Raw genomic sequence first — 18683 nt, forward strand, 5'->3', positions numbered from 1 at the left:
AGAGGCACGCTGTGCTTCCGTGCTCATGCACCCCCCGTTTCCTCGTGCCCGGGCCGCCTCGTGCTGTGCGGGCCGGTGTCGTGCTGCCCGAGGCCCGGCACGCAGTCGTCCCGGGCACACATACCCGTACGGACGGAGTGTCATCCCGGAGCGGACTCCGTCCGGTGTCGTTCCGCCGTACGTGCGCGTCACTCTACGGCGTGTTCCTGCGCGAACGGGAACCAGTCCACGACGCCGGGGCATCTGCCCGGAACGTCCCCCTACCCTGCGGTAATCCTGTCTGGCAGGCTGCGTCCATGACTGCGCGCGCCGCCGACCGGGCCCGTTACGACCGGGCCACAGCCCATCTCGACGCCCCTCTCGCGATCGTGGACCTGGACGCCTTTGACGCCAACGCCGCCGATCTGGTCCGTCGCGCCGGAGGCAAACCCGTCCGGGTCGCCAGCAAGTCCGTGCGGTGCCGGGCGCTGCTCGAACGCGTCCTGGCCCGCGACGGGTTCGCCGGGATCATGTCGTTCACCCTCGCCGAGTCGCTGTGGCTGGCCCGGTCGGGGTTCGACGACGTGCTGCTCGCCTACCCGTCCGCCGACCGCGCCGCGTTCGCGGAACTGGCCGGTGATCCCAAGCTCGCCGCCGCCGTCACCGTGATGGTCGACGACGTCGCCCAGCTGGATCTGATCGACGCGTCTCGGGGCGGCGGGCGTGAAGTCGTGCGCGTGTGCCTGGAGTTGGATACGTCCCTCAGGCTCCTCGGCGGGCGGGTGCGGATCGGCGCCCGGCGTTCACCGCTGCACTCCCCCGCCCAGGTCGCCGACGTGGCCCGGGCGGTGGCCCGGCGGCCGGGCTTCGAGGTCGTGGGGATCATGGCGTACGAGGGTCATGTCGCCGGTGTCGGGGACGCGGTGGCGGGCCGGCCGCTGCGGTCCCGTGCCGTTCGGCTGATGCAGGCCGCGGCCAAGCGTGAACTGGCCGAGCGGCGCGCGGAGGTGGTGCGTGCCGTGCGGGCCGTCGTGCCGGGGCTGGAATTCGTCAACGGCGGTGGCACGGGCTCGGTGCAGCACACGGCGGCCGAGGACGCGGTGACCGAGATCGCCGCCGGGTCGGGGCTGTACCTGCCGCGGCTGTTCGACAACTACACCTCGTTCAGCGGCCGTCCGGCGGCCCTGTTCGCCCAGCCCGTCGTAAGGCGGCCGGGGGTGGGGGTGGTGACCGTGCTCGGTGGCGGGTATCCCGCGTCCGGGGCGGCCGGGGCCGACCGGTCGCCCGTGCCGTATCTGCCGGAGGGGCTGCGCTACGACCCTCAGGAGGGGGCCGGTGAGGTGCAGACGCCGCTGCTCGGCTCGCCCGCCGACGACCTGCTGGTCGGCGACAAGGTGTGGTTCCGGCACGCGAAGGCCGGTGAACTGTGCGAGCGGTTCGACCGGCTGCATCTGATCGAGGGCGACGCGGTGACGGCGACCGTGCCGACGTACCGCGGCGAGGGTCACACGTTCCTGTAGCCGGAAGGCGGCACCCGTCGGCCCGATCAGTCCGACGGGCCGATGCTGCTGCCCACCCCGCCACCGGTGTCCGCGTCGCCGACCGGCCGGATGCCCTTGGTGATGCGGTCCATGTCGGCGAGCGGCGGCCCGCCCTCGCCCGCCTCGAAGACGTAGCGGACGAGGACCGGCGACTCGGTGCCGACGCTGGAGGGGAAGACCAGCGACTGCACGTAGCCGCCCGGTCCCTTCGCTGTCCGCACCCGCCAGCGCACGAAGTACCCGGCCCGGCCGGCCACCGCCACCTGCCCCGACCCGACGACCTCGTGGGACTCCATGCCCCCGTAGGGCTTGCGGCCGATCCTGTCGCGGTCGAAGGCCTCGTCGGCCGCGTCGGAGATGTCCTCCTTGGCGAGGGCCTCGGGGGACGTCTCGTCGTTCGCGGTCACCGTGCGGGAGATGACCAGGCCGTGGCGGCACACGCTGCCCTCGCCGGGGCAGTCGTACGTGCCGTCCGTCGTCATGACGACGTCGTCCTGGGCGACGTGCTGCGGCCGGACCCAGCCGTCGAGCAGCCGGAAGGTGACGCCGTTGAGCTGGTCCTCGACCACGGCCGGGTCGTCGGCGGACGGCTCGGAGGCGGAAGCCCCGGGAGGCGGTCCGGAAGCCGTCTCGGGCGGCGCGACCGTGGCCGAGGTCGCGGACGTGGGGCCGGTATTGGTCTGCGCGCCGTCGTCGTCCTCGCCGCCGAGGACGACGGCACCGGTGACGACCGCCGCGACGAGGACGGCCCCGGCGGTGGTGAGGGCGACGGCCCTCGCCCGCCCGGTGCCGCCGCCGGGGAGCGGGGGCACTGGGCCGGTGGGTGAGCCGGGTGCGCGGCGGTGCTCGGTCCAGGCGGTGCCGTCCCACCAGCGTTCCAGGTGCGGGCCGTGCGGATCGGGATACCAGCCGGGCGGCGGCGTCATGCTCATCCCGGCACTGTAGAGCGAGATCCGGGCCGCCAGGACACCGCCTACAAGGGTGTGACGTAAGCCCCCGCGATCCCGCCGTCGACCAGGAAGTCGGTGGCGTTCACGAAGGAGGAGTCGTCGCTGGCGAGGAAGGCCACCGCGGCGGCGATCTCCTCGGCCTCGGCGAACCGGCCCACCGGGATGTGCACCAGGCGGCGGGCGGCGCGCTCCGGGTCCTTGGCGAACAGCTCCTGGAGGAGGGGGGTGTTGACCGGGCCGGGGCACAGGGCGTTGACCCGGATGCCGTCGCGGGCGAACTGCACGCCCAGTTCGCGGGACATGGCGAGGACGCCGCCCTTGGAGGCGGTGTACGAGATCTGGGAGGTCGCGGCGCCCATCCGGGCCACGAAGGAGGCCGTGTTGATGATGGAGCCCCGGCCCTGCCGGCGCATGTACGGGATGGCGGCCTTGCAGCACAGGTAGACGGAGGTGAGGTTGACCTCCTGGACGCGCTTCCAGGCCTCCAGGCCGGTCTCCAGGATGGAGTCGTCGTCGGGCGGGGAGATGCCGGCGTTGTTGAAGGCGATGTCGACGCTGCCGTAAGTGTCGTGGGCGGCCTTGAAGAGCGCCTCGACCTCCTCGGCGTCGGTGACGTCGACCTTCACGAACATGCCGTCGACCTCCTCGGCGACCGCCTTGCCGCGGGCCTCGTCGACGTCGCCGCAGACGACGTGGGCGCCCTCGGAGGCGAGGCGGCGTGCGGTGGCGAGGCCGATGCCGCTGCCGGCTCCCGTGATGACGGCCGTACGGCCGACGAGGCGACGGCACACAATTGCTTCGGTCACTGTGCGGGGCCCTCCGTGCTGATGAAGACGTTCTTGGTTTCGGTGAAGGCGGCCAGGGCGTCGGGGCCGAGCTCGCGGCCGACGCCCGACTGCTTGTAGCCGCCGAACGGGGTCCAGTAGCGGACGCTGGCGTGGGAGTTGACGGACAGGTTGCCGGCGCGGACGGCCTGGGAGACGCGCAGGGCACGGCCGATGTCGCGGGTCCAGATGGAGCCGGAGAGGCCGTAGGGGGTGTCATTGGCCAGGCGGATCGCGTCCGCCTCGTCGGTGAACGGCAGCAGGACGGCGACCGGGCCGAAGATCTCCTCACAGGCGGCCGCCGCGTCGGGCCGCTCGCCGGTGAGCACGGTCGGCGGGAACCAGAAGCCGGGTCCCTGGGGGGCGCTGCCGCGCAGGGCCGGGGCGTCGTCGGGGACGAAACCCCGTACCCGGTCCAGCTGCTGCCGGGAGATCAGCGGACCCATCTGTGTCTTCTCGTCGGCCGGGTCGCCCACCACCACGTCGGCCAGCGTCTTCGCGAGCAGCTCGCGGACCTCGTCGTACACCTGCTCCTGGACCAGGATGCGGGTGCGGGCGCAGCAGTCCTGGCCGGAGTTGTCGAGGAAGGAGAAGGGGTCGACGGCCGTCTTCAGGTCGGCGTCGGCGAAGACGACGTTGGGGCTCTTGCCGCCGAGTTCGAGGGTGACGGGCTTGACCTGTTCGGCGCCGAGGGCCGCCACGCGGGTCCCGGTGCGGGTGGAGCCGGTGAAGACGATCTTGGCGACTCCGGGGTGGCGCACCAGGGCGTCGCCCGTGATGTCGCCGCGTCCTGGCAGGACCTGGAAGAGGTGTTCCGGGAGCCCGGCCTCCAGGGCGAGTTCGGCGAGGCGCAGCGCGGTGAGCGGGGTGGTCTCGGCGGGCTTGAGGAGGACGGCGTTGCCGGCCGCGAGGGCGGGTGCGGTGCCCCAGGCGGCGATCGGCATGGGGAAGTTCCAGGGCGCGATGACGCCGACCACGCCGAGCGGTTCGAGGATCGTGACGTTCAGGCCGCCGGGCACCGGGATCTGCCGACCGGTGAGCCGCTCCACTCCCCCGGCCGCGTAGTCCAGCAGGTCACGGACGTTGCCGGCCTCCCAGCGGGCGTTGCCGATGAGGTGGCCGGCCTCCCGGACCTCCAGGCGGGCCAGCTCTTCCAGGTGCTCGTCGACGGTGGCCGCGAAGCGGCGCAACAGCCGGGCGCGGTCCGCGGGGGCCAGGGCGGCCCAGGTCCGCTGTGCCCTGGCGGCCCAGGTGACGGCCGTGTCGACGTCCGCCGGGCTCGCCCCGGCGACGGCGGCGACGACCTCCTCGGTCGCGGGGTTCAGTACTTCCAGAAGGTGCTCGGAAGACAAGAGGGACCTCACATGCGTTCGAAGGAGCGGCGCAGCTCCCAGTCGGTCACCGCGGCGTCGAAGGCGTCCAGTTCGACGCGCGCCATGTTGCGGTAGTGCGCGACGACCTCGTCGCCGAAGGCGGCCTTGGCGATGGGACTGTTCTCCCAGAGCTCGGCGGCCTCGCGCAGGGTGGTGGGGACGTGGGCGAAGTCGGCGGTGTAGGCGTTGCCGGGGCAGGGGTCGGGAAGTTCCAGCCGCTGCTCGATGCCGTGGAGGCCTGCCGCGACCAGTCCGGCCACGGCGAGGTAGGGGTTGACGTCGCCGCCGGGGAGCCGGTTCTCGAAGCGCAGGGAGCGGCCGTGGCCGACCACCCGCAGCGCGCAGGTGCGGTTGTCGTGTCCCCAGGCGACGGCGGTCGGGGCGAAGGAGCCGGGCTGGAACCGCTTGTAGGAGTTGATGTGGGGGGCGTAGAGCAGGGAGAAGTCGCGCAGGGCGGCCAGTTGCCCGGCGAGGAAGTGCCGCATGACGTCGGACATGCCGCCTTCGCCGGCCCCCGCCATGGCGTTGTTGCCGTCCGCGTCGGCGAGGGAGAGGTGGATGTGGCAGGAGTTGCCCTCCCGCTCGTTGTACTTGGCCATGAAGGTGATCGACATGCCCTCCTGGGCGGCGATCTCCTTGGCGCCGGTCTTGTACACGGAGTGCTGGTCGCAGGTGACCAGGGCCTCGTCGTAGCGGAAGGCGATCTCGTGCTGGCCGGGGTTGCACTCGCCCTTGGCGGACTCGACCGTGAGGCCGGCGCCGGCCATCTCGTTGCGGATGCGGCGCAGCAGGGGCTCGATGCGGCCGGTGCCGAGGACCGAGTAGTCGATGTTGTACTGGTTGGCCGGGGTCAGGCCTCTGTAGCCGGCGTCCCAGGCCTGTTCGTAGGTGTCCTTGAAGACGATGAACTCCAGCTCGGTGCCGACCTGGGCGGTGTAGCCGAGGCCGGCGAGGCGCTCCAGCTGGCGGCGCAGTATCTGGCGGGGGGCGGCGGCGACCGGGGAGCCGTCGTTCCAGGCGAGGTCGGCGTGGAGCATGGCCGTGCCCTCGTTCCAGGGGACGCGGCGCAAGGTGGCCAGGTCGGGGTGCATGGCGAAGTCGCCGTAGCCGCGGTCCCAGGAGGACATCTCGTAGCCGTCGACGGTGTTCATCTCGGTGTCGACGGCGAGCAGGTAGTTGCAGCCCTCGGTGCCGTGCTGGAGGACCTCGTCGAGGAAGAAGCGCGCGGCGAACCGCTTGCCCTGGAGCCGCCCCTGCATGTCGGGGAAGGCCAGGACGACAGTGTCGATCTCACCGCCCGCGACGAGGGCGTGCAGCTCCTCGACGCTCAGCGGGGGTGTGCGGTCTGCCACGGGAAGGCCTCCTAGGCTCCTTGGATCCGCTGCCTTGGATCCGCCGGGAGCCATAAGGTATTGCGGAGAACCATTGCTTGGGAAGGGGGTACGGCCACATGCCGGAGGAAGCGGGCGGTGAGGTGCGCGACGGGCTGACACCGGTGCTGCGGCAGGTGCGCGCGGGCAACGGCTTCGAGGAGGCGCTGGAGCAAATCCTCCAGGTCGTCCGGCTGGGCCTGGTGCCGGGGGGCGAGCGACTGCCGGCCGAGCGGGAGCTGGCGGAGCGGCTGGGGATCAGCCGGGTGACGCTGCGCGAGGTGCTGAAGGTGCTCCAGGACCAGGGGCTGGTCGAGTCGCGGCGCGGCCGGTACGGCGGGACGTTCGTGCTGCCGCGCACGGACGCCGGCGGCGAGGACGAGCTGCGGCGCCGGATCGCCGAGGTCGACATAGAGGACGTGCTGCGGTTCCGGGAGGTGCTGGAGGTGGGCGCGGCGGGGCTGTGCGCCGCGCACGGCCTCTCCGGCGAGCAGGCGGAACGGTTGCGGGAGGCGCTGGCGCGTACGCACGACGCACCGCTGAGCGACTACCGTCGGCGGGACACGCTGCTCCACCTCACGCTGGCGGAGCTGTGCGGCTCGCCGACCCTGACCGCGCAGTACGCGGCGGTCCGGGCCACGGTGAACGACCTGCTCGACTGCATCCCGCTGCTGGTGCGCAACCTGGAGCACTCGCAGCGGCAGCACACCGCGCTGGTGGAGGCGGTGCTGGAGGGCGACGCCGACCAGGCGCGGGAGATCATGCGCGAGCACTGCGGGGGCACGGCGGCGCTGCTGCGGGGCTTCCTCGGCTGAACCGGGGCGGTGGGGCGAGGATTTGCAGGGGATTGACGCCGGGGTATTGCCATCGCACGCCCGCACCGCAAAGGTATGGGTCCGTTCCATTGAGCCGGCGCCGGCTCGGCCCAGTGTCCGCCCACCCGTGGGGAGTCGTGCCCATGTCCCTGGAATCCACCAGTACGCCCGCCGGAGAGCCGGACGACTATCTGGAGCGCAGAGCGCTCCGCCGCGGCAGCGCCGGCTGGGTGCTGCTGACCGGTCTCGGTGTCGCCTACGTCGTCTCGGGCGACTACTCGGGCTGGAACTTCGGCCTCGCCGAGGGCGGTTTCGGGGGCCTCGCGATCGCGATGGTGCTCATGGGCGCGATGTACGCGTGCATGGTCTTCGCCCTCGCCGAGCTGTCCTCGATCCTGCCGACGGCGGGCGGCGGCTACGGCTTCGCCCGCCGGGCGCTCGGGCCCTGGGGCGGTTTCCTGACCGGTACGGCGATCCTCATCGAGTACGTCCTCGCGCCCGCCGCGATCGTCATCTTCATCGGCGACTACGTCGAGTCGCTGGGCCTGTTCGGCCTGGAGTCCGGCTGGCCGATGTACCTGGTCTGTTTCGCGATCTTCCTCGGCATCCACCTGTGGGGCGTGGGCGAGGCGCTGCGGTTCAGCTTCGTCGTCACCGGCATCGCGGTGGCGGCCCTGATCGTGTTCGCGCTGGCGGCACTGCCCGACTTCTCGTTCGGGTCGCTGGACGACATCCCGGTCGACTCCTCGGCCGCCGGGTCGAGCTCCTGGCTGCCGTTCGGCCTGCTCGGCATCTGGGCGGCCTTCCCCTTCGGCATGTGGTTCTTCCTGGGCGTCGAGGGGGTGCCGCTGGCCGCCGAGGAGACCAAGGAGCCGGCCCGTACGCTGCCGAAGGCGATCCGCTGGTCGATGGGCATCCTGGTGGTGCTGGCGGTGGTCACGTTCTTCGCGGCGGCCGGCACACGCGGTTCCGCGGCGATCCAGGAGGCGGGCAACCCGCTGGTCGAGGCGCTCCAGCCGGGCGGCAAGGCGACGACACTGAGCCGGGTCGTGAACTACGCGGGCCTGGCCGGCCTGGTGGCCTCGTTCTTCTCACTGATCTACGCGGGCTCCCGCCAGCTGTTCGCCCTCTCCCGGGCGGGCTACCTGCCCCGCTTCCTGTCCCTCACCAGCCGCCGCAAGGCGCCGTACCTGGGTCTGCTGGTACCCGGCACGATCGGCTTCCTGCTGGCCGCGCTGTCGGGCAACGGTGCCCGGATGCTCAACATCGCGGTCTTCGGCGCGACCATCTCCTACGCGCTGATGTCCCTCTCGCACATCGTGCTGCGCCGCCGCGAGCCGGAGCTGCCGCGGCCGTACCGTACGCCGGGCGGGGTGCTGACCTCCTCGGTCGCCCTGGTGCTGGCCTGCGCGGCGCTGGTGGCCACGTTCCTGGTGGACGTGACGGCGGCGGTCATCGCCCTCGCGGTGTACGCCGTGGCCGTCGCGTACTTCGGCCTGTACAGCCGTAAGCGGCTGGTCGCGAAGGCACCGGAGGAGGAGTTCGCGGCACTGGCGGCGGCCGAGGCAGAGTTGGCACGGGACTGATGTCCACCGAGGCGTCGAACTGTGAGGGAGTTTCCGTGACCAGGCCGTTGATCGGTGTCAGCACCTATCTGGAGTCCGGTGCGCGCTGGGGTGTGTGGGAGCTGGAGGCGGCCCTGCTGCCGGCCGGTTACCCGCGGCTGGTGCAGCGGGCGGGCGGTCTCGCCGCGATGCTTCCGCCCGACGACCCGGAGCAGGCCGCGGCGGCCGTGGCCCGGCTGGACGGGCTGGTCATCGCGGGCGGTCCGGACGTGGAGCCGGCCCGCTACGGTGCGGAGCGCGAGCCGCGGACCGGGCCTCCGGCACGGGAGCGGGACGCGTGGGAGCTGGCGCTGATCGACGCGGCGCTGGCGTCGGGTGTGCCGTTGCTGGGCATCTGCCGGGGCATGCAGCTGCTGAACGTCGCCCTGGGCGGGACGCTGGTGCAGCACCTCGACGGACATGCGGAGGTGGTGGGCGTCTTCGGCGAGCACGCCGTCAAGCCGGTGCCGGGGAGCTTGTACGCCGGTGTCGTGCCGGAGGAGACGTCCGTGCCGTCGTACCACCACCAGGCCGTGGACCGCCTGGGTGAGGGGCTCGTCGCGTCGGCGTACGCGGTGGACGGGACGGTGGAGGCGGTGGAGCTGCCGTCCGGTGCGGGGTGGGTGCTGGGGGTGCAGTGGCATCCGGAGATGGGGCAGGACGTGCGGGTGATGCGGGCGCTGGTGGAGGCGGCAGCCGTCAGCCCGTCCGGCGTCTGAGGACGAGGCCGTTCGGGCCGAAGGGGGGCCCGGGGGCGCAGCCCCCAGCGGGGGCGAAGAACTATCCCCGGGTCAGCGACAGCAGATCCCGGGCCGGACCAGTGGGTCGATGCCCCGTAGGCCATACCGCCCTCAGGTCCCGCGCGAGAGCGACCCCCTCCACCGGCACCCGCACGAGCCGCCGCATAGCCAGCTCCTCCCCCACCGCCAGTTCACTCAGCACCGCCGGCCCCGCCCCGCTCACCGCCGCCGCCTTGACCGCCGTCGTGGACGACAACTCGATCAGCGGCCGGGCCAGTCCGCCCAGCGCCGCGTCGAGGACCTGCCGCGTGCCCGAGCCCTTCTCACGGAGGATCAGCGGCGTCGCGGCCAGCTCCGAGGCCTCCAGCGCGCGCCGCCGACGGGACCAGGCGTGGCCCGGAGCGGTGACGACTATCAGCCGGTCGTGGGCGATGACCACCGAGTCCAGCCCGGTCGGCACCGTCAGCCCCTCCACGAACCCCAGATCCGCCTCGTCCGACAGCAGCCGCTCCGCGACCACCGTCGAGTTGCCGGCGTGCAGCGACACCGCCGTGTCGGGCCGCTGCGCGCGCAGCGCGAGCAGCCAGCCCGGCAGCAGATACTCGGCGATCGTCATGCTGGCCGCCACCCGCAACCGGGAGTCACGCCGGTCGCGCAGCGCCTGCGCCCCCACGTCGAACGCCTCCGCCGCCTCGACGATCCGCCGCGCCCAGTCCGTCACCAGCGCCCCGGCGTCCGTGAGCCTGGACCCGCGCGGCGAGCGGTCCACCAGTGCCACGCCGAGTTGCCGCTCCATCGACCGGACCCGGCTGCTGGCGGCGGGCTGGGTGATGCCGAGTTCCCGCGCCGCCCCGCCCAGACTGCCGAGCCGCGCCACCGCCAGCAGCAGTTCCAGGGCGCCCAGATCGGGCACCCGGTGCGCCAGGGACCCGGCGGAGGACGGACCGGCCTGCTCATCGGTGTTGCTCATAAACCCAGCTTATGTCGCCATAGAACCGTACTCGCTGGTGGCCGGGCTCCCCGGGCCCGACCGTTGGTCCATGGTCACCGCAGCCCGGCCGCTCCCGCGCGCCCTCTCCGTCCGTCACCTGGGCCCCAACTGGTACGCCACCGTCATGGGCACCGCCGTCGTCGCCACCGCCGGTGCCGGCCTCCCGCCGCAGGTCCCCGGGCTGCGCGGCGTGCTCGTCGGTGTCTGGGCCGTCTCACTCGTCGTGCTCCTGGTCCTGCTCGGCGCCCGGGCCGCGCACTGGCTGCGCCACCGCGACCGGGCCCGCGCGCACCTCCTCGACCCGGCGACGGCCCCGTTCTACGGCTGTCTCGCGATGGCCCTGCCGGCCGTGGGCGGCGGCGCGCTCACCGTGGGCCGGGACTGGACCGGCGCCGGGGCGGCGGTGGCGCTCGGCGCCGTGCTGTTCGGCGCGGGCGCGGTCATCGGGCCGGCGGTGGCCGTCGCCGTGCCGTATCTGATGGCCGTACGGCACCGGGTGGAGCCGGGACAGGTCACGCCGGTGTGGCTGCTGCCGCTGGTCGCGCCCATGGTGCCGGCCGCCGTCGGACCACGGCTGGTGCCCCGGCTGCCTCCCGGTCAGCCCCGGGAGACACTGCTTCTCCTCTGCTTCGCGCTGTTCGGGCTCAGCCTGCTCGCGACCCTGGCCCTGCTGCCGCTGGTCCTCGGCCGACTGCTCACCGGCGAGCCTCTGCCGCTCGCCCTCACCCCGACGCTGTTCCTGGTGCTGGGGCCGCTCGGCCAGTCCACCACCGCCGTCGGCGCGTTCGCGGACGTCGCCCCCGGGGTCGTGCCGGAACCGTACGCCGAGGGTTTCGGTGTCCTCGCCGTGCTGTACGGCGTGCCCGTGATGGGGTTCGCGCTGCTGTGGTCCTGCTTCGCCACCGCCCTGTTGCTGCGCGCCCGGCGGCACGGGATGCGGTTCTCGATGACCTGGTGGTCGTTCACCTTCCCGGTCGGTACGTGTGTCACCGGCGCCGAGGCGCTGGCCCGGCACACGGGACTCGTGGCCTACGCGGGGCCCGCGGTCGTGCTGTACGGGGTGCTGGTCGCCGCATGGGGCACGGCGGCCGTGGGCACGGTACGCGGGCTGCTCAGGGGCGAGCTGCTCGCAGCGCCCGGCACAGCACCCGCGGTGCCTCGGCCAGCGACGGCCCGTACCACGTCAGGTGCCGTCCGCTGACGAGCGCGCAGGGCAGGCCCGGGAAGGCCTCGGGACCGTCGTCCGCGGTGAAGCGGTAGGGCTCGTCGGGGAGGATCACCACGTCCGGCTCGCCGGCGCGGAGGTCGTCGAGCGGGACACGGGGGTAGCGGTCGGGGTGCGTCCTGTGGAGGTGGTCGACGCCGAGGCGGGCGAGGACGTCGCCCGCGAAGGTGTCGCGGCCCAGGACCATCCACGGACGGCGCCAGATCGGCACGACCGCCGTCCGGCGGGTCGCCGGGGGCGGCAGTGACGACCAGGTGTCCTCCGCCTCGTCCAGCCAGCGCGGCCGGGACGCCACTGAGCAGGCGTCGAGGACCCGGGCCAGCTCCCGGAAGGCCTGCGGCACGTCACGGATCTCCGTCACCAGGACCGCGACGCCCGCCGCGCGCAGGGCCGCCAGGTCGGATGCGCGGTTCTCCTCCTCGTTGGCGATCACGAGGTCGGGGGCGAGGGAGACGATCCGGTCGGTCTTCGGGTTCTTGGTGCCGCCGACGCGGACGACGTCGAGGCCGGGCGGATGGGTGCACCAGTCGGTGGCACCGACCAGGGTGCCGGGCGCGGACCGGGCCACGGCCTCGGTCAGCGAGGGCACGAGCGATACGACCCTCACCGGCGTGGCCGGTCCCGGACCGCCTCGATGTGCTCCGCCACGGCGACCACGATCACCCGGGTGTCCGACTCCGCCGCCCGCCACCGGTGCCGTACGCCCCCGGTGAGGTAGAGCGTGTCGCCGCGGCCCAGACGATAGGCGCGGCCCTCCGCCTCGATCTCCACCGCGCCGTCGGCGACGTACATCAACTGGTCGTTGCGGTACTGGAATTCACGGCCCGCGTCGTGCTCGCCGGTGAACTCGGAGGCGTGCATCTGGTGGTGGCCGCGGACCAGGGACCGGGTCCGCGGCTGCGGAAGCGGCAGCGGCTCGGCGGCCTCCGCACGGACGACGTCCACGCTGCAGGCCGGGTCGGCCGCGGCGAGCAGCTCCACGGCGGTGGTGCGCAGGGCGTCGGCGACCTTCTCCAGGGAGCTGGTGCTGGGCCGCGCCCGGTCGTTCTCCACCTGGCTCAGGAACGGGACGGACAGGCCGCTGCGCTCGGCCACGACGGCGAGGGTGAGGTCCAGCGCGCGGCGCCGCCGACGCACGGCCGCGCCCACCCGAAGGGGCTGCTCTTTGTGGTCGCCCATCGCTCCGGCTCCCTCCTTCACCCGTCGATCCGCTCCCGGTGCGCCGGTGTCCCGGCGCACGTCCCATGGTGAGTTGTCTGCACCCTACGCATGTTCGGCAAACCGTTTCATGCGCCCGTCACATCGACGTCATCCAGGGCGGCGCGCGACCTCACGGTTCGCGCCAGGGGATCCGCCGCCCTCAGGGCGGGCCGGGCATTCCTCCTACGGGAGGAACAGGGCGGGAGAGGGGGTTCGGGGGGTGGCGTAGCGCTGTGTGGTTGTCCGGATCCCGCTCGTGGGAACGGGTCCGGGGTGGCACGCGCCCATCACGCGTCCCACCCCGGAAACCCTACTGCGGAGTTACTGCGGCGTCATGCGCTCCACCATGTCGGGGTGCTCCTTCAGCCATGCGGCGACGGCCTCTTCCTCATGGCCCTGGCCGCGGTCCTTGATTGCGCTCTCCAAGGTGCCGAGCTCTTCCTCGCTCATCTTGAAGTTCTTGATCCACTTCGTGAGCTGCGGGTACTCCTCGGGGAATTTCTCGTTGGAGATGGTGCGGATCGTGTTGCCCTCACCGAAGGCCTTCTTGGGGTCCTTCAGCTTCGTCAGCTCGTAGTCGCTGTACGCCCAGTGCGGCGACCACAGGGTGACGGCGATCGGTTCCTTCTTGGCGTAGGCGCGCTTCAGCTCCGCCAGCATGGCCGGGGTGGAGCCGTCGACGACCTCGTACTCCTTGTCGAGACCGTAGGCGGGGAGGACCTTGTTCTTCGCCAGGTCCATCTCGCCGGTGCCCGGCTCGATGCCGATGATCTTCCCCTTGAAGGTGCCGGACTTGCCCTTGAGGTCCTCCAGGGAGTCGACGCCCTTCACGTAGGACGGTACGGCGATCTCCAGGGAGGTCGGTTCGTACCAGGTGCCGAGGTCCTTGAGCCGGTCCTTGTTCTTGTCCCAGTAGTTCTTCTGGGCGTAGGGCAGCCAGGCGTCGAAGTTGAGGTCGAGATCGCCCGACGCGAGGCCGGTGTAGACGGGGCCGACGTCCATCTGCTTCAGGTTCAGCTTGTAGCCGCGCCGCTCCAGGACGTTCTTCCACAGGTAGGTGACGGCGATGTCCTCGTCCCAGGGGAACCAGGCCACGTCCAGGGGCTGCTTGGCCTCGGCGGGCGTGCTGCCCCCGGCGTTCTTCACCGGGGCCATCTTGTCGACGAAGCCGGGGTTCTGCTTCAGCCAGGCGCGCACGGCCTCCTGCTGGTTGCCCTTGCCGGCCTTGTTGATCTCGGCTTCGAGGCTGGTGAGCTCCTTCTCGCTCATCTTGAAGTTCTTCAGCCAGCCGGCGACCGTCGGGTCGTCCTCCTTGAAGCCCTTACGGGACAGGGTGTGCACACCGTCGCCCTCGCCCCAGGCGCCCTTGGGGTCCTTGAGCTTCTTCAGGTCGTAGTCGTTGTACGCCCAGTGCGGCGACCAGAGCGTGGTGACGATCGGCTTCTTCTGGGCGTAGGCGCGCTTCAGCTCGGCCAGCATCGCGGGCGTGGAGCTGTCGACGACCTTGTACTCCTTGTCCAGGCCGTACTCCTTGAGGACCTTGCTCTTGAGCAGGGCCATCTCGCCGGCGCTGGACTCGATGCCGGTGATCTTGCCGTCGAACTCGGCGGCCTTGCCCTTGAGGTCCGCCAGGGAGTCGATGCCCTTCATGTAGGCGGGCACGGTGAGCTCCAGGGACGTCTTGTCGTACCAGGCGCCGAGGTCGTCGAGCTGCTTGCCGTACTTCTTCCAGTACTGGGCGTGGGTCGTGGGCAGCCAGCCGTCCGTCTGGAAGTCGACGTCGCCCTGGGCGAGGGAGGTGTACAGCGGGCCCGCGTCGAACTGCTTGGCCTCGACCTCGTAGCCGCGCTGCTCCAGGGCCTCCTTCCACAGGAAGGTGGAGGCGACGCCCTCGTCCCAGGGGATGTAGCCGATGCTGATCTTCTTGCCCTGGCCGACGTTCTTGCCGTCCGCCACGGCCTCGCTGCCGGTCTTGCCGCCGCCGAGGACGCCCATGCCGCCCGCGGCGAGCGCGAGGACGACCACGCCGATCACGGCGACGGCCGGGCGGGGCCGGTACGACCAGATCTTCAGCCCCTGGGCGGCGCGCAGCTTGGCGGCGGCGCGGCGCCCGAGCGGGGAGACCTGGGTGCCCAGGGCGCTGGTCATGCGGTCCAGGTAGATCGCGAGGATCACGATGGCCACACCGGCCTCGGAGCCGAGGCCGACGTTGAGCTGGCCGATGGCCTCGTTGACGTCGCCGCCGAGGCCGCCGGTGCCGACCATTCCGGCGATCGCGGCCATGGACAGGCCGAGCATGATCACCTGGTTGACGCCGGCCATGACGGTGGGCAGGGCGAGCGGGAGCTGGACGCGCAGCAGGGTGTTGCGCGGTGAGGTGCCGAACGCCTCGGCCGCCTCGACCAGCTCCTTGTCGACCTGCCGGATGCCCAGCTCGGTCATGCGCACGCCGGGGGCGAGCGCGAAGATCAGGGTGGCGACGATGCCCGCGGGGGCGCCGGTGCCGAAGAACAGGATCGCCGGGATGAGGTAGATCATCGCGGGCAGGGTCTGCATGAAGTCCAGGACGGGCCGGACCAGACCGCTGACGCGGTCCGAGCGGGCCGCCCAGATGCCCACGGGGATCGAGATCACCAGAGCGATGACGGTCGCCACGAGGACGAGCGCCAGGGTGATCATCGCGTTCTCCCACAGTTCGAGGGAGTCGATGAACGCGAATCCCACGAAGGTGAGGACACCGGCGAGCGTGCCGCGCAGCCAGAAGGCGATCACGGCGAAGATGCCGGCGAGGAGCAGCGGTTCGGGGGCCTGGAGGACGGCGTTGATGCCGTCGTAGAGGCCGAGGAAGACGGTCTTGCAGAAGTCGAACAGCCACGCCATGTGGGTGGTGAGCCAGTCGACCGCGTCGTTGACCCAGCTGCCGAGCTGAATCCTAGGCACGGGCGGTCACCTTCTCTCCGCCCTTGTCCCGCGGGGAGTCGCAGGGCTGCGGGGTGCTGTCCTGCGCGTCGCCGAGGAAGCCGACCAGGCGCTGCCGGGGGACGACGCCGAGCTGCTTGTTGTCCTCGTCCACGACCGAGACGGGGTGGGAGAGCCGGGCGCTGATCGCGCACAGCTCGGTGAAGGGGGTGTCGGGCGTGGCGGTCTCGCACTGGCAGCCGGGGTCGTCGGCGGTGACCGAGGTGTCCATGAGTTCGCCGGCGGTCAGGACGCGGGAGCGGTCCACGTCCTGGGTGAAGGAGGCGACGTAGTCGTTCTCCGGGCGCAGCAGGATGTCCTGCGCGGTGCCGATCTGCACGATGCGGCCGTCGCGCATGACGGCGATGCGGTCGCCCAGGCGCATGGCCTCGTTCAGGTCGTGGGTGATGAAGACGATCGTCTTCTTGAGCTTCTGCTGCAGCTCCAGCAACTGGTCCTGCATGTCGCGGCGGATCAGCGGGTCCAGGGCGCTGAAGGACTCGTCCATCAGCAGCAGGTCGGCGTCGGTCGCGAGCGCGCGGGCCAGACCGACGCGCTGCTGCATGCCGCCGGACAGCTCGTCGGGCCAGGACTTCTCCCAGCCGGCCAGGCCGCACAGGGCGAGCGCCTCGTCGGCGCGGCGTGCGCGCTCGGCGCGGGGCACGCCCTGCACTTCCAGACCGTAGGCGGCGTTCTCGCGCACACTGCGGTGCGGGAAGAGCGCGAAGTGCTGGAACACCATGCTGATCTTCCTGGACCGGACCTGGCGCAGCTCGCGGTCGCCGAGCGTGGTCAGGTCCTGGTCGTCGAAGCGCACGTGGCCCGCGGTCGGCTCCAGCAGGCCGTTCAGCATGCGCAGCAGGGTGGACTTGCCGGAGCCGGACAGGCCCATGACGACGAAGATCTGGCCGGGCTCCACGGTGAAGGACGCGTCGATCACGGCGGCGGTCGTGCCCTCGGCGCGCAGTTCCTCCCGGTCGGCTCCGCCCTTGAGCCGCTCGACCGCCTGGTCCGGTCTTCTGCCGAACACCTTGTACAGGCTCTCTGCCTCAAGCCTCGCTGACACGTGCACCTCTGTTTCGACGGCGATGGAACAGAGCGAGGCGGGGCGCAAATCAGTTGAATGCGCAACCGGCCTCGCTGCGGGGCGGCGCCTCCCCTGGATCGCCAATCTCAAACGCACAAGTGAGGCGCGTCACATGCGAGGCGAGTCACTGTCGGTGCCGTACGGCATGATGCGTGGGGTGACCGGACGACTGATGCTCCTCGACACCGCCTCCCTGTACTTCCGCGCCTACTTCGGCGTTCCGGACTCGGTCAAGGCACCGGACGGCACGCCGGTGAACGCCGTGCGCGGGCTGCTCGACTTCATCGACCGGCTGGTCAAGGACCACCGGCCGGACCACTTGGTGGCGTGCATGGACGCCGACTGGCGGCCGCACTGGCGGGTCGAGCTGATCCCCTCCTACAAGGCGCACCGCGTCGCCGAGGAGCACGCGGCCGGCCCCGACGAGGAGGAGGTGCCCGACACGCTGTCGCCGCAGGTGCCGGTCATCGAGGCGGTGCTGGACGCGGTGGGCATCGCGCGCGTGGGCGTGGCGGAGTACGAGGCCGACGACGTGATCGGCACGTTCACGGCGCGGGCGAAGGGCCCGGTCGACATCGTCACGGGCGACCGCGACCTGTACCAGCTGGTGGACGACGCGCGCGGGGTGCGCGTGCTGTACCCGCTGAAAGGTGTGGGCACCCTGCAGCTCACCGATGAGGCGGTGCTGCGCGGTAAGTATGGGGTCGACGGCAGCGGGTACGCGGATCTGGCTCTGCTGCGCGGCGACCCCAGCGACGGCCTGCCGGGTGTGCCGGGCATCGGCGAGAAGACGGCGGCCAAGCTGCTGGCGGAGTTCGGCGACCTGGGCGGGATCATGGCCGCCGTCGAGGACCGGCGGTCGAAGCTGACGCCGACGCAGCGGAGGCGGCTGGACGAGGCCCGTCCGTACCTCGCGGTCGCGCCGAAGGTGGTCCGGGTCGCGGACGACGTGCCGCTGCCGGACGTCGCGACGGCACTGCCGCGGGCACCGCGCGACCCCGCAGCCCTGGAGACGCTGGCGGCGCGCTGGGGACTGGGCGGGTCACTGGAGCGCCTGCTGGTGACGCTGGGGTCGTGACTTTCCCTGTCGTGACCTTTTCCTGCGAGAGGTGTGGAGTGGGGACAAGGTGCTAACTTAGGTAACCCTAACTATGTGGGACAGGGAGGTCCTCATGGCAGAGCGACCGGGACGCCAGCCGCGCAAGGCGCACTCCGCTCAGGTCGTCCGCACCGAGCGGCTGACCCCGCACATGCAGCGCGTGGTGCTCGGCGGCGAGGGCCTCGCCGACTTCACCGCCGGCACCTGCACCGACCACTACGTGAAACTGCTGTTCCCGCCCGCGGGCGTGACCTATCCGGAGCCCTTCGACCCGCAGCGCGTCCGGGACGAGCTGCCCCGCGAACAGTGGCCGGTGACCCGGACGTACACGGTGCGCGAGTGGGACCCCGAGCACCGCGAGCTGACGCTCGACTTCGTCATCCACGGCGACGAGGGCCTGGCGGGTCCGTGGGCGGCGCGTGTCCGGCCCGGCGAGACCGTGGTGTTCATGGGACCGGGCGGGGCGTACGCGCCCGACCCGGAGGCCGACTGGCATCTGTTCGTCGGTGACGAGAGCGCGCTGCCCGCGATCGCCCGCGCCCTGGAGGCGTTGCCGCACGGGGCCAGGGCGTACGCCTTCGTGGAGATCTCCGGTCCCGAGGAGGAGCAGAAGATCGACTCCGATGTGGAGGTCGTCTGGCTGCACCGCGGGGACCGGCCCCTCGGCGAGGCGCTGGTCGAGGCCGTGCGGGACCTGGAGTTCCCCGAGGGGCGGGTGCACGCCTTCGTCCACGGCGAGGCGCACTTCGTGAAGGAGCTGCGCCATCTGCTGCGGGTCGAGCGCCGGATCGCGCGCGAGGACCTGTCCATTTCCGGCTACTGGCGACTCGGCCACAACGAGGACGGCTGGCAGGCCTCGAAGCGCGAGTGGAACGCCCGCATCGAGGCGGAACAGGAAAGGACGCCGGCCGCCTGAGGGTCCCCTGA

At 71.8% G+C, this 18683-nt stretch carries 16 protein-coding genes; 7 read left to right on the plus strand and 9 right to left on the minus strand.

Going from position 1 to position 18683, the window contains the following annotated elements; genetic code table 11:
- The first annotated feature begins 296 nt into the window (after positions 1-296).
- Complete coding sequence (locus tag ABZ016_RS28650) at positions 297-1499, plus strand: amino acid deaminase/aldolase (RefSeq protein WP_356919572.1); 1203 nt, start codon at positions 297-299, stop codon at positions 1497-1499.
- A gap of 26 nt (positions 1500-1525) precedes the next feature.
- Here the strand turns inward: ABZ016_RS28650 and ABZ016_RS28655 are convergent, their stop codons facing one another.
- From ABZ016_RS28655 to ABZ016_RS28670, 4 genes are read right to left on the minus strand one after another with little or no spacing between them, the layout of a single operon-like run.
- Positions 1526-2446, minus strand: coding sequence for a DUF2510 domain-containing protein (locus ABZ016_RS28655; RefSeq protein WP_356919612.1), 921 nt, complete (start codon positions 2444-2446; stop codon positions 1526-1528).
- A 47-nt stretch (positions 2447-2493) separates the two neighbouring features.
- Entirely contained in the window at positions 2494-3276 is a 783-nt protein-coding gene (locus ABZ016_RS28660) for a 3-oxoacyl-ACP reductase (protein ID WP_356919573.1), read from the minus strand.
- Entirely contained in the window at positions 3273-4646 is a 1374-nt protein-coding gene (locus ABZ016_RS28665) for an aldehyde dehydrogenase family protein (protein WP_356919574.1), read from the minus strand. The genes ABZ016_RS28660 and ABZ016_RS28665 overlap by 4 nt, the downstream gene beginning before the upstream one ends.
- A gap of 8 nt (positions 4647-4654) precedes the next feature.
- On the minus strand, positions 4655-6019 hold the full coding sequence (locus ABZ016_RS28670) for a glutamine synthetase family protein (RefSeq protein ID WP_356919575.1): 1365 nt from the start codon (positions 6017-6019) through the stop codon (positions 4655-4657).
- A gap of 98 nt (positions 6020-6117) precedes the next feature.
- Between ABZ016_RS28670 and ABZ016_RS28675 the strand changes: the two genes are divergently transcribed.
- The 3 genes from ABZ016_RS28675 to ABZ016_RS28685 all read left to right on the plus strand — a co-directional run bounded on the left by ABZ016_RS28675 (position 6118) and on the right by ABZ016_RS28685 (position 9175).
- On the plus strand, positions 6118-6852 hold the full coding sequence (locus ABZ016_RS28675; RefSeq protein ID WP_356919576.1) for an FCD domain-containing protein: 735 nt from the start codon (positions 6118-6120) through the stop codon (positions 6850-6852).
- A 143-nt stretch (positions 6853-6995) separates the two neighbouring features.
- A complete protein-coding gene (gene eat, locus ABZ016_RS28680) occupies positions 6996-8438 on the plus strand; it encodes an ethanolamine permease (RefSeq protein ID WP_356919577.1) in 1443 nt (480 codons plus the stop codon).
- The gene (locus ABZ016_RS28685; RefSeq protein WP_356919578.1) at positions 8438-9175 is read left to right on the plus strand and encodes a gamma-glutamyl-gamma-aminobutyrate hydrolase family protein; all 738 of its coding nucleotides are present in this window, start codon (positions 8438-8440) and stop codon (positions 9173-9175) included. Before eat ends, ABZ016_RS28685 begins: the two co-directional genes overlap by 1 nt.
- Positions 9176-9236: 61 nt before the next feature.
- Here ABZ016_RS28685 and ABZ016_RS28690 read toward each other — a convergent pair whose 3' ends face one another.
- Positions 9237-10166 carry a LysR family transcriptional regulator gene (locus ABZ016_RS28690; RefSeq protein ID WP_356919579.1) on the minus strand — a complete coding sequence of 310 codons (930 nt, stop codon included), beginning with the start codon at positions 10164-10166 and terminating at the stop codon, positions 9237-9239.
- Positions 10167-10236: 70 nt separating this feature from the next.
- Here ABZ016_RS28690 and ABZ016_RS28695 point away from each other — a divergent pair, with 70 nt between their 5' ends.
- Positions 10237-11388: a TDT family transporter gene (locus tag ABZ016_RS28695; RefSeq protein ID WP_356919580.1), complete on the plus strand. Its 1152-nt coding sequence runs from the start codon at positions 10237-10239 to the stop codon at positions 11386-11388.
- Here the strand turns inward: ABZ016_RS28695 and ABZ016_RS28700 are convergent.
- From ABZ016_RS28700 to ABZ016_RS28715, 4 genes are all read right to left on the minus strand, one after another.
- A complete protein-coding gene (locus tag ABZ016_RS28700; protein WP_356919581.1) occupies positions 11300-12019 on the minus strand; it encodes a helical backbone metal receptor in 720 nt (239 codons plus the stop codon). The genes ABZ016_RS28695 and ABZ016_RS28700 overlap by 89 nt on opposite strands.
- A complete protein-coding gene (locus ABZ016_RS28705) occupies positions 12016-12591 on the minus strand; it encodes an XRE family transcriptional regulator (protein WP_356919582.1) in 576 nt (191 codons plus the stop codon). The genes ABZ016_RS28700 and ABZ016_RS28705 overlap by 4 nt, the downstream gene beginning before the upstream one ends.
- Before the next feature lie 342 nt (positions 12592-12933).
- Positions 12934-15552, minus strand: a complete 2619-nt coding sequence (locus tag ABZ016_RS28710) for an ABC transporter permease/substrate binding protein (protein ID WP_356919583.1) — start codon at positions 15550-15552, stop codon at positions 12934-12936.
- Complete coding sequence (locus ABZ016_RS28715) at positions 15545-16636, minus strand: betaine/proline/choline family ABC transporter ATP-binding protein (protein WP_356919584.1); 1092 nt, start codon at positions 16634-16636, stop codon at positions 15545-15547. The genes ABZ016_RS28710 and ABZ016_RS28715 overlap by 8 nt, the downstream gene beginning before the upstream one ends.
- Before the next feature lie 133 nt (positions 16637-16769).
- Between ABZ016_RS28715 and ABZ016_RS28720 the strand changes: the two genes are divergently transcribed.
- Positions 16770-17735: a 5'-3' exonuclease gene (locus ABZ016_RS28720; protein WP_356919585.1), complete on the plus strand. Its 966-nt coding sequence runs from the start codon at positions 16770-16772 to the stop codon at positions 17733-17735.
- A 94-nt stretch (positions 17736-17829) separates the two neighbouring features.
- A complete protein-coding gene (locus tag ABZ016_RS28725) occupies positions 17830-18672 on the plus strand; it encodes a siderophore-interacting protein (protein WP_356919586.1) in 843 nt (280 codons plus the stop codon).
- The last annotated feature ends 11 nt before the right edge of the window (positions 18673-18683 follow it).

Source organism: Streptomyces sp. NPDC006372 (assembly GCF_040612515.1).
In the GTDB taxonomy this organism is placed as follows: domain Bacteria; phylum Actinomycetota; class Actinomycetes; order Streptomycetales; family Streptomycetaceae; genus Streptomyces.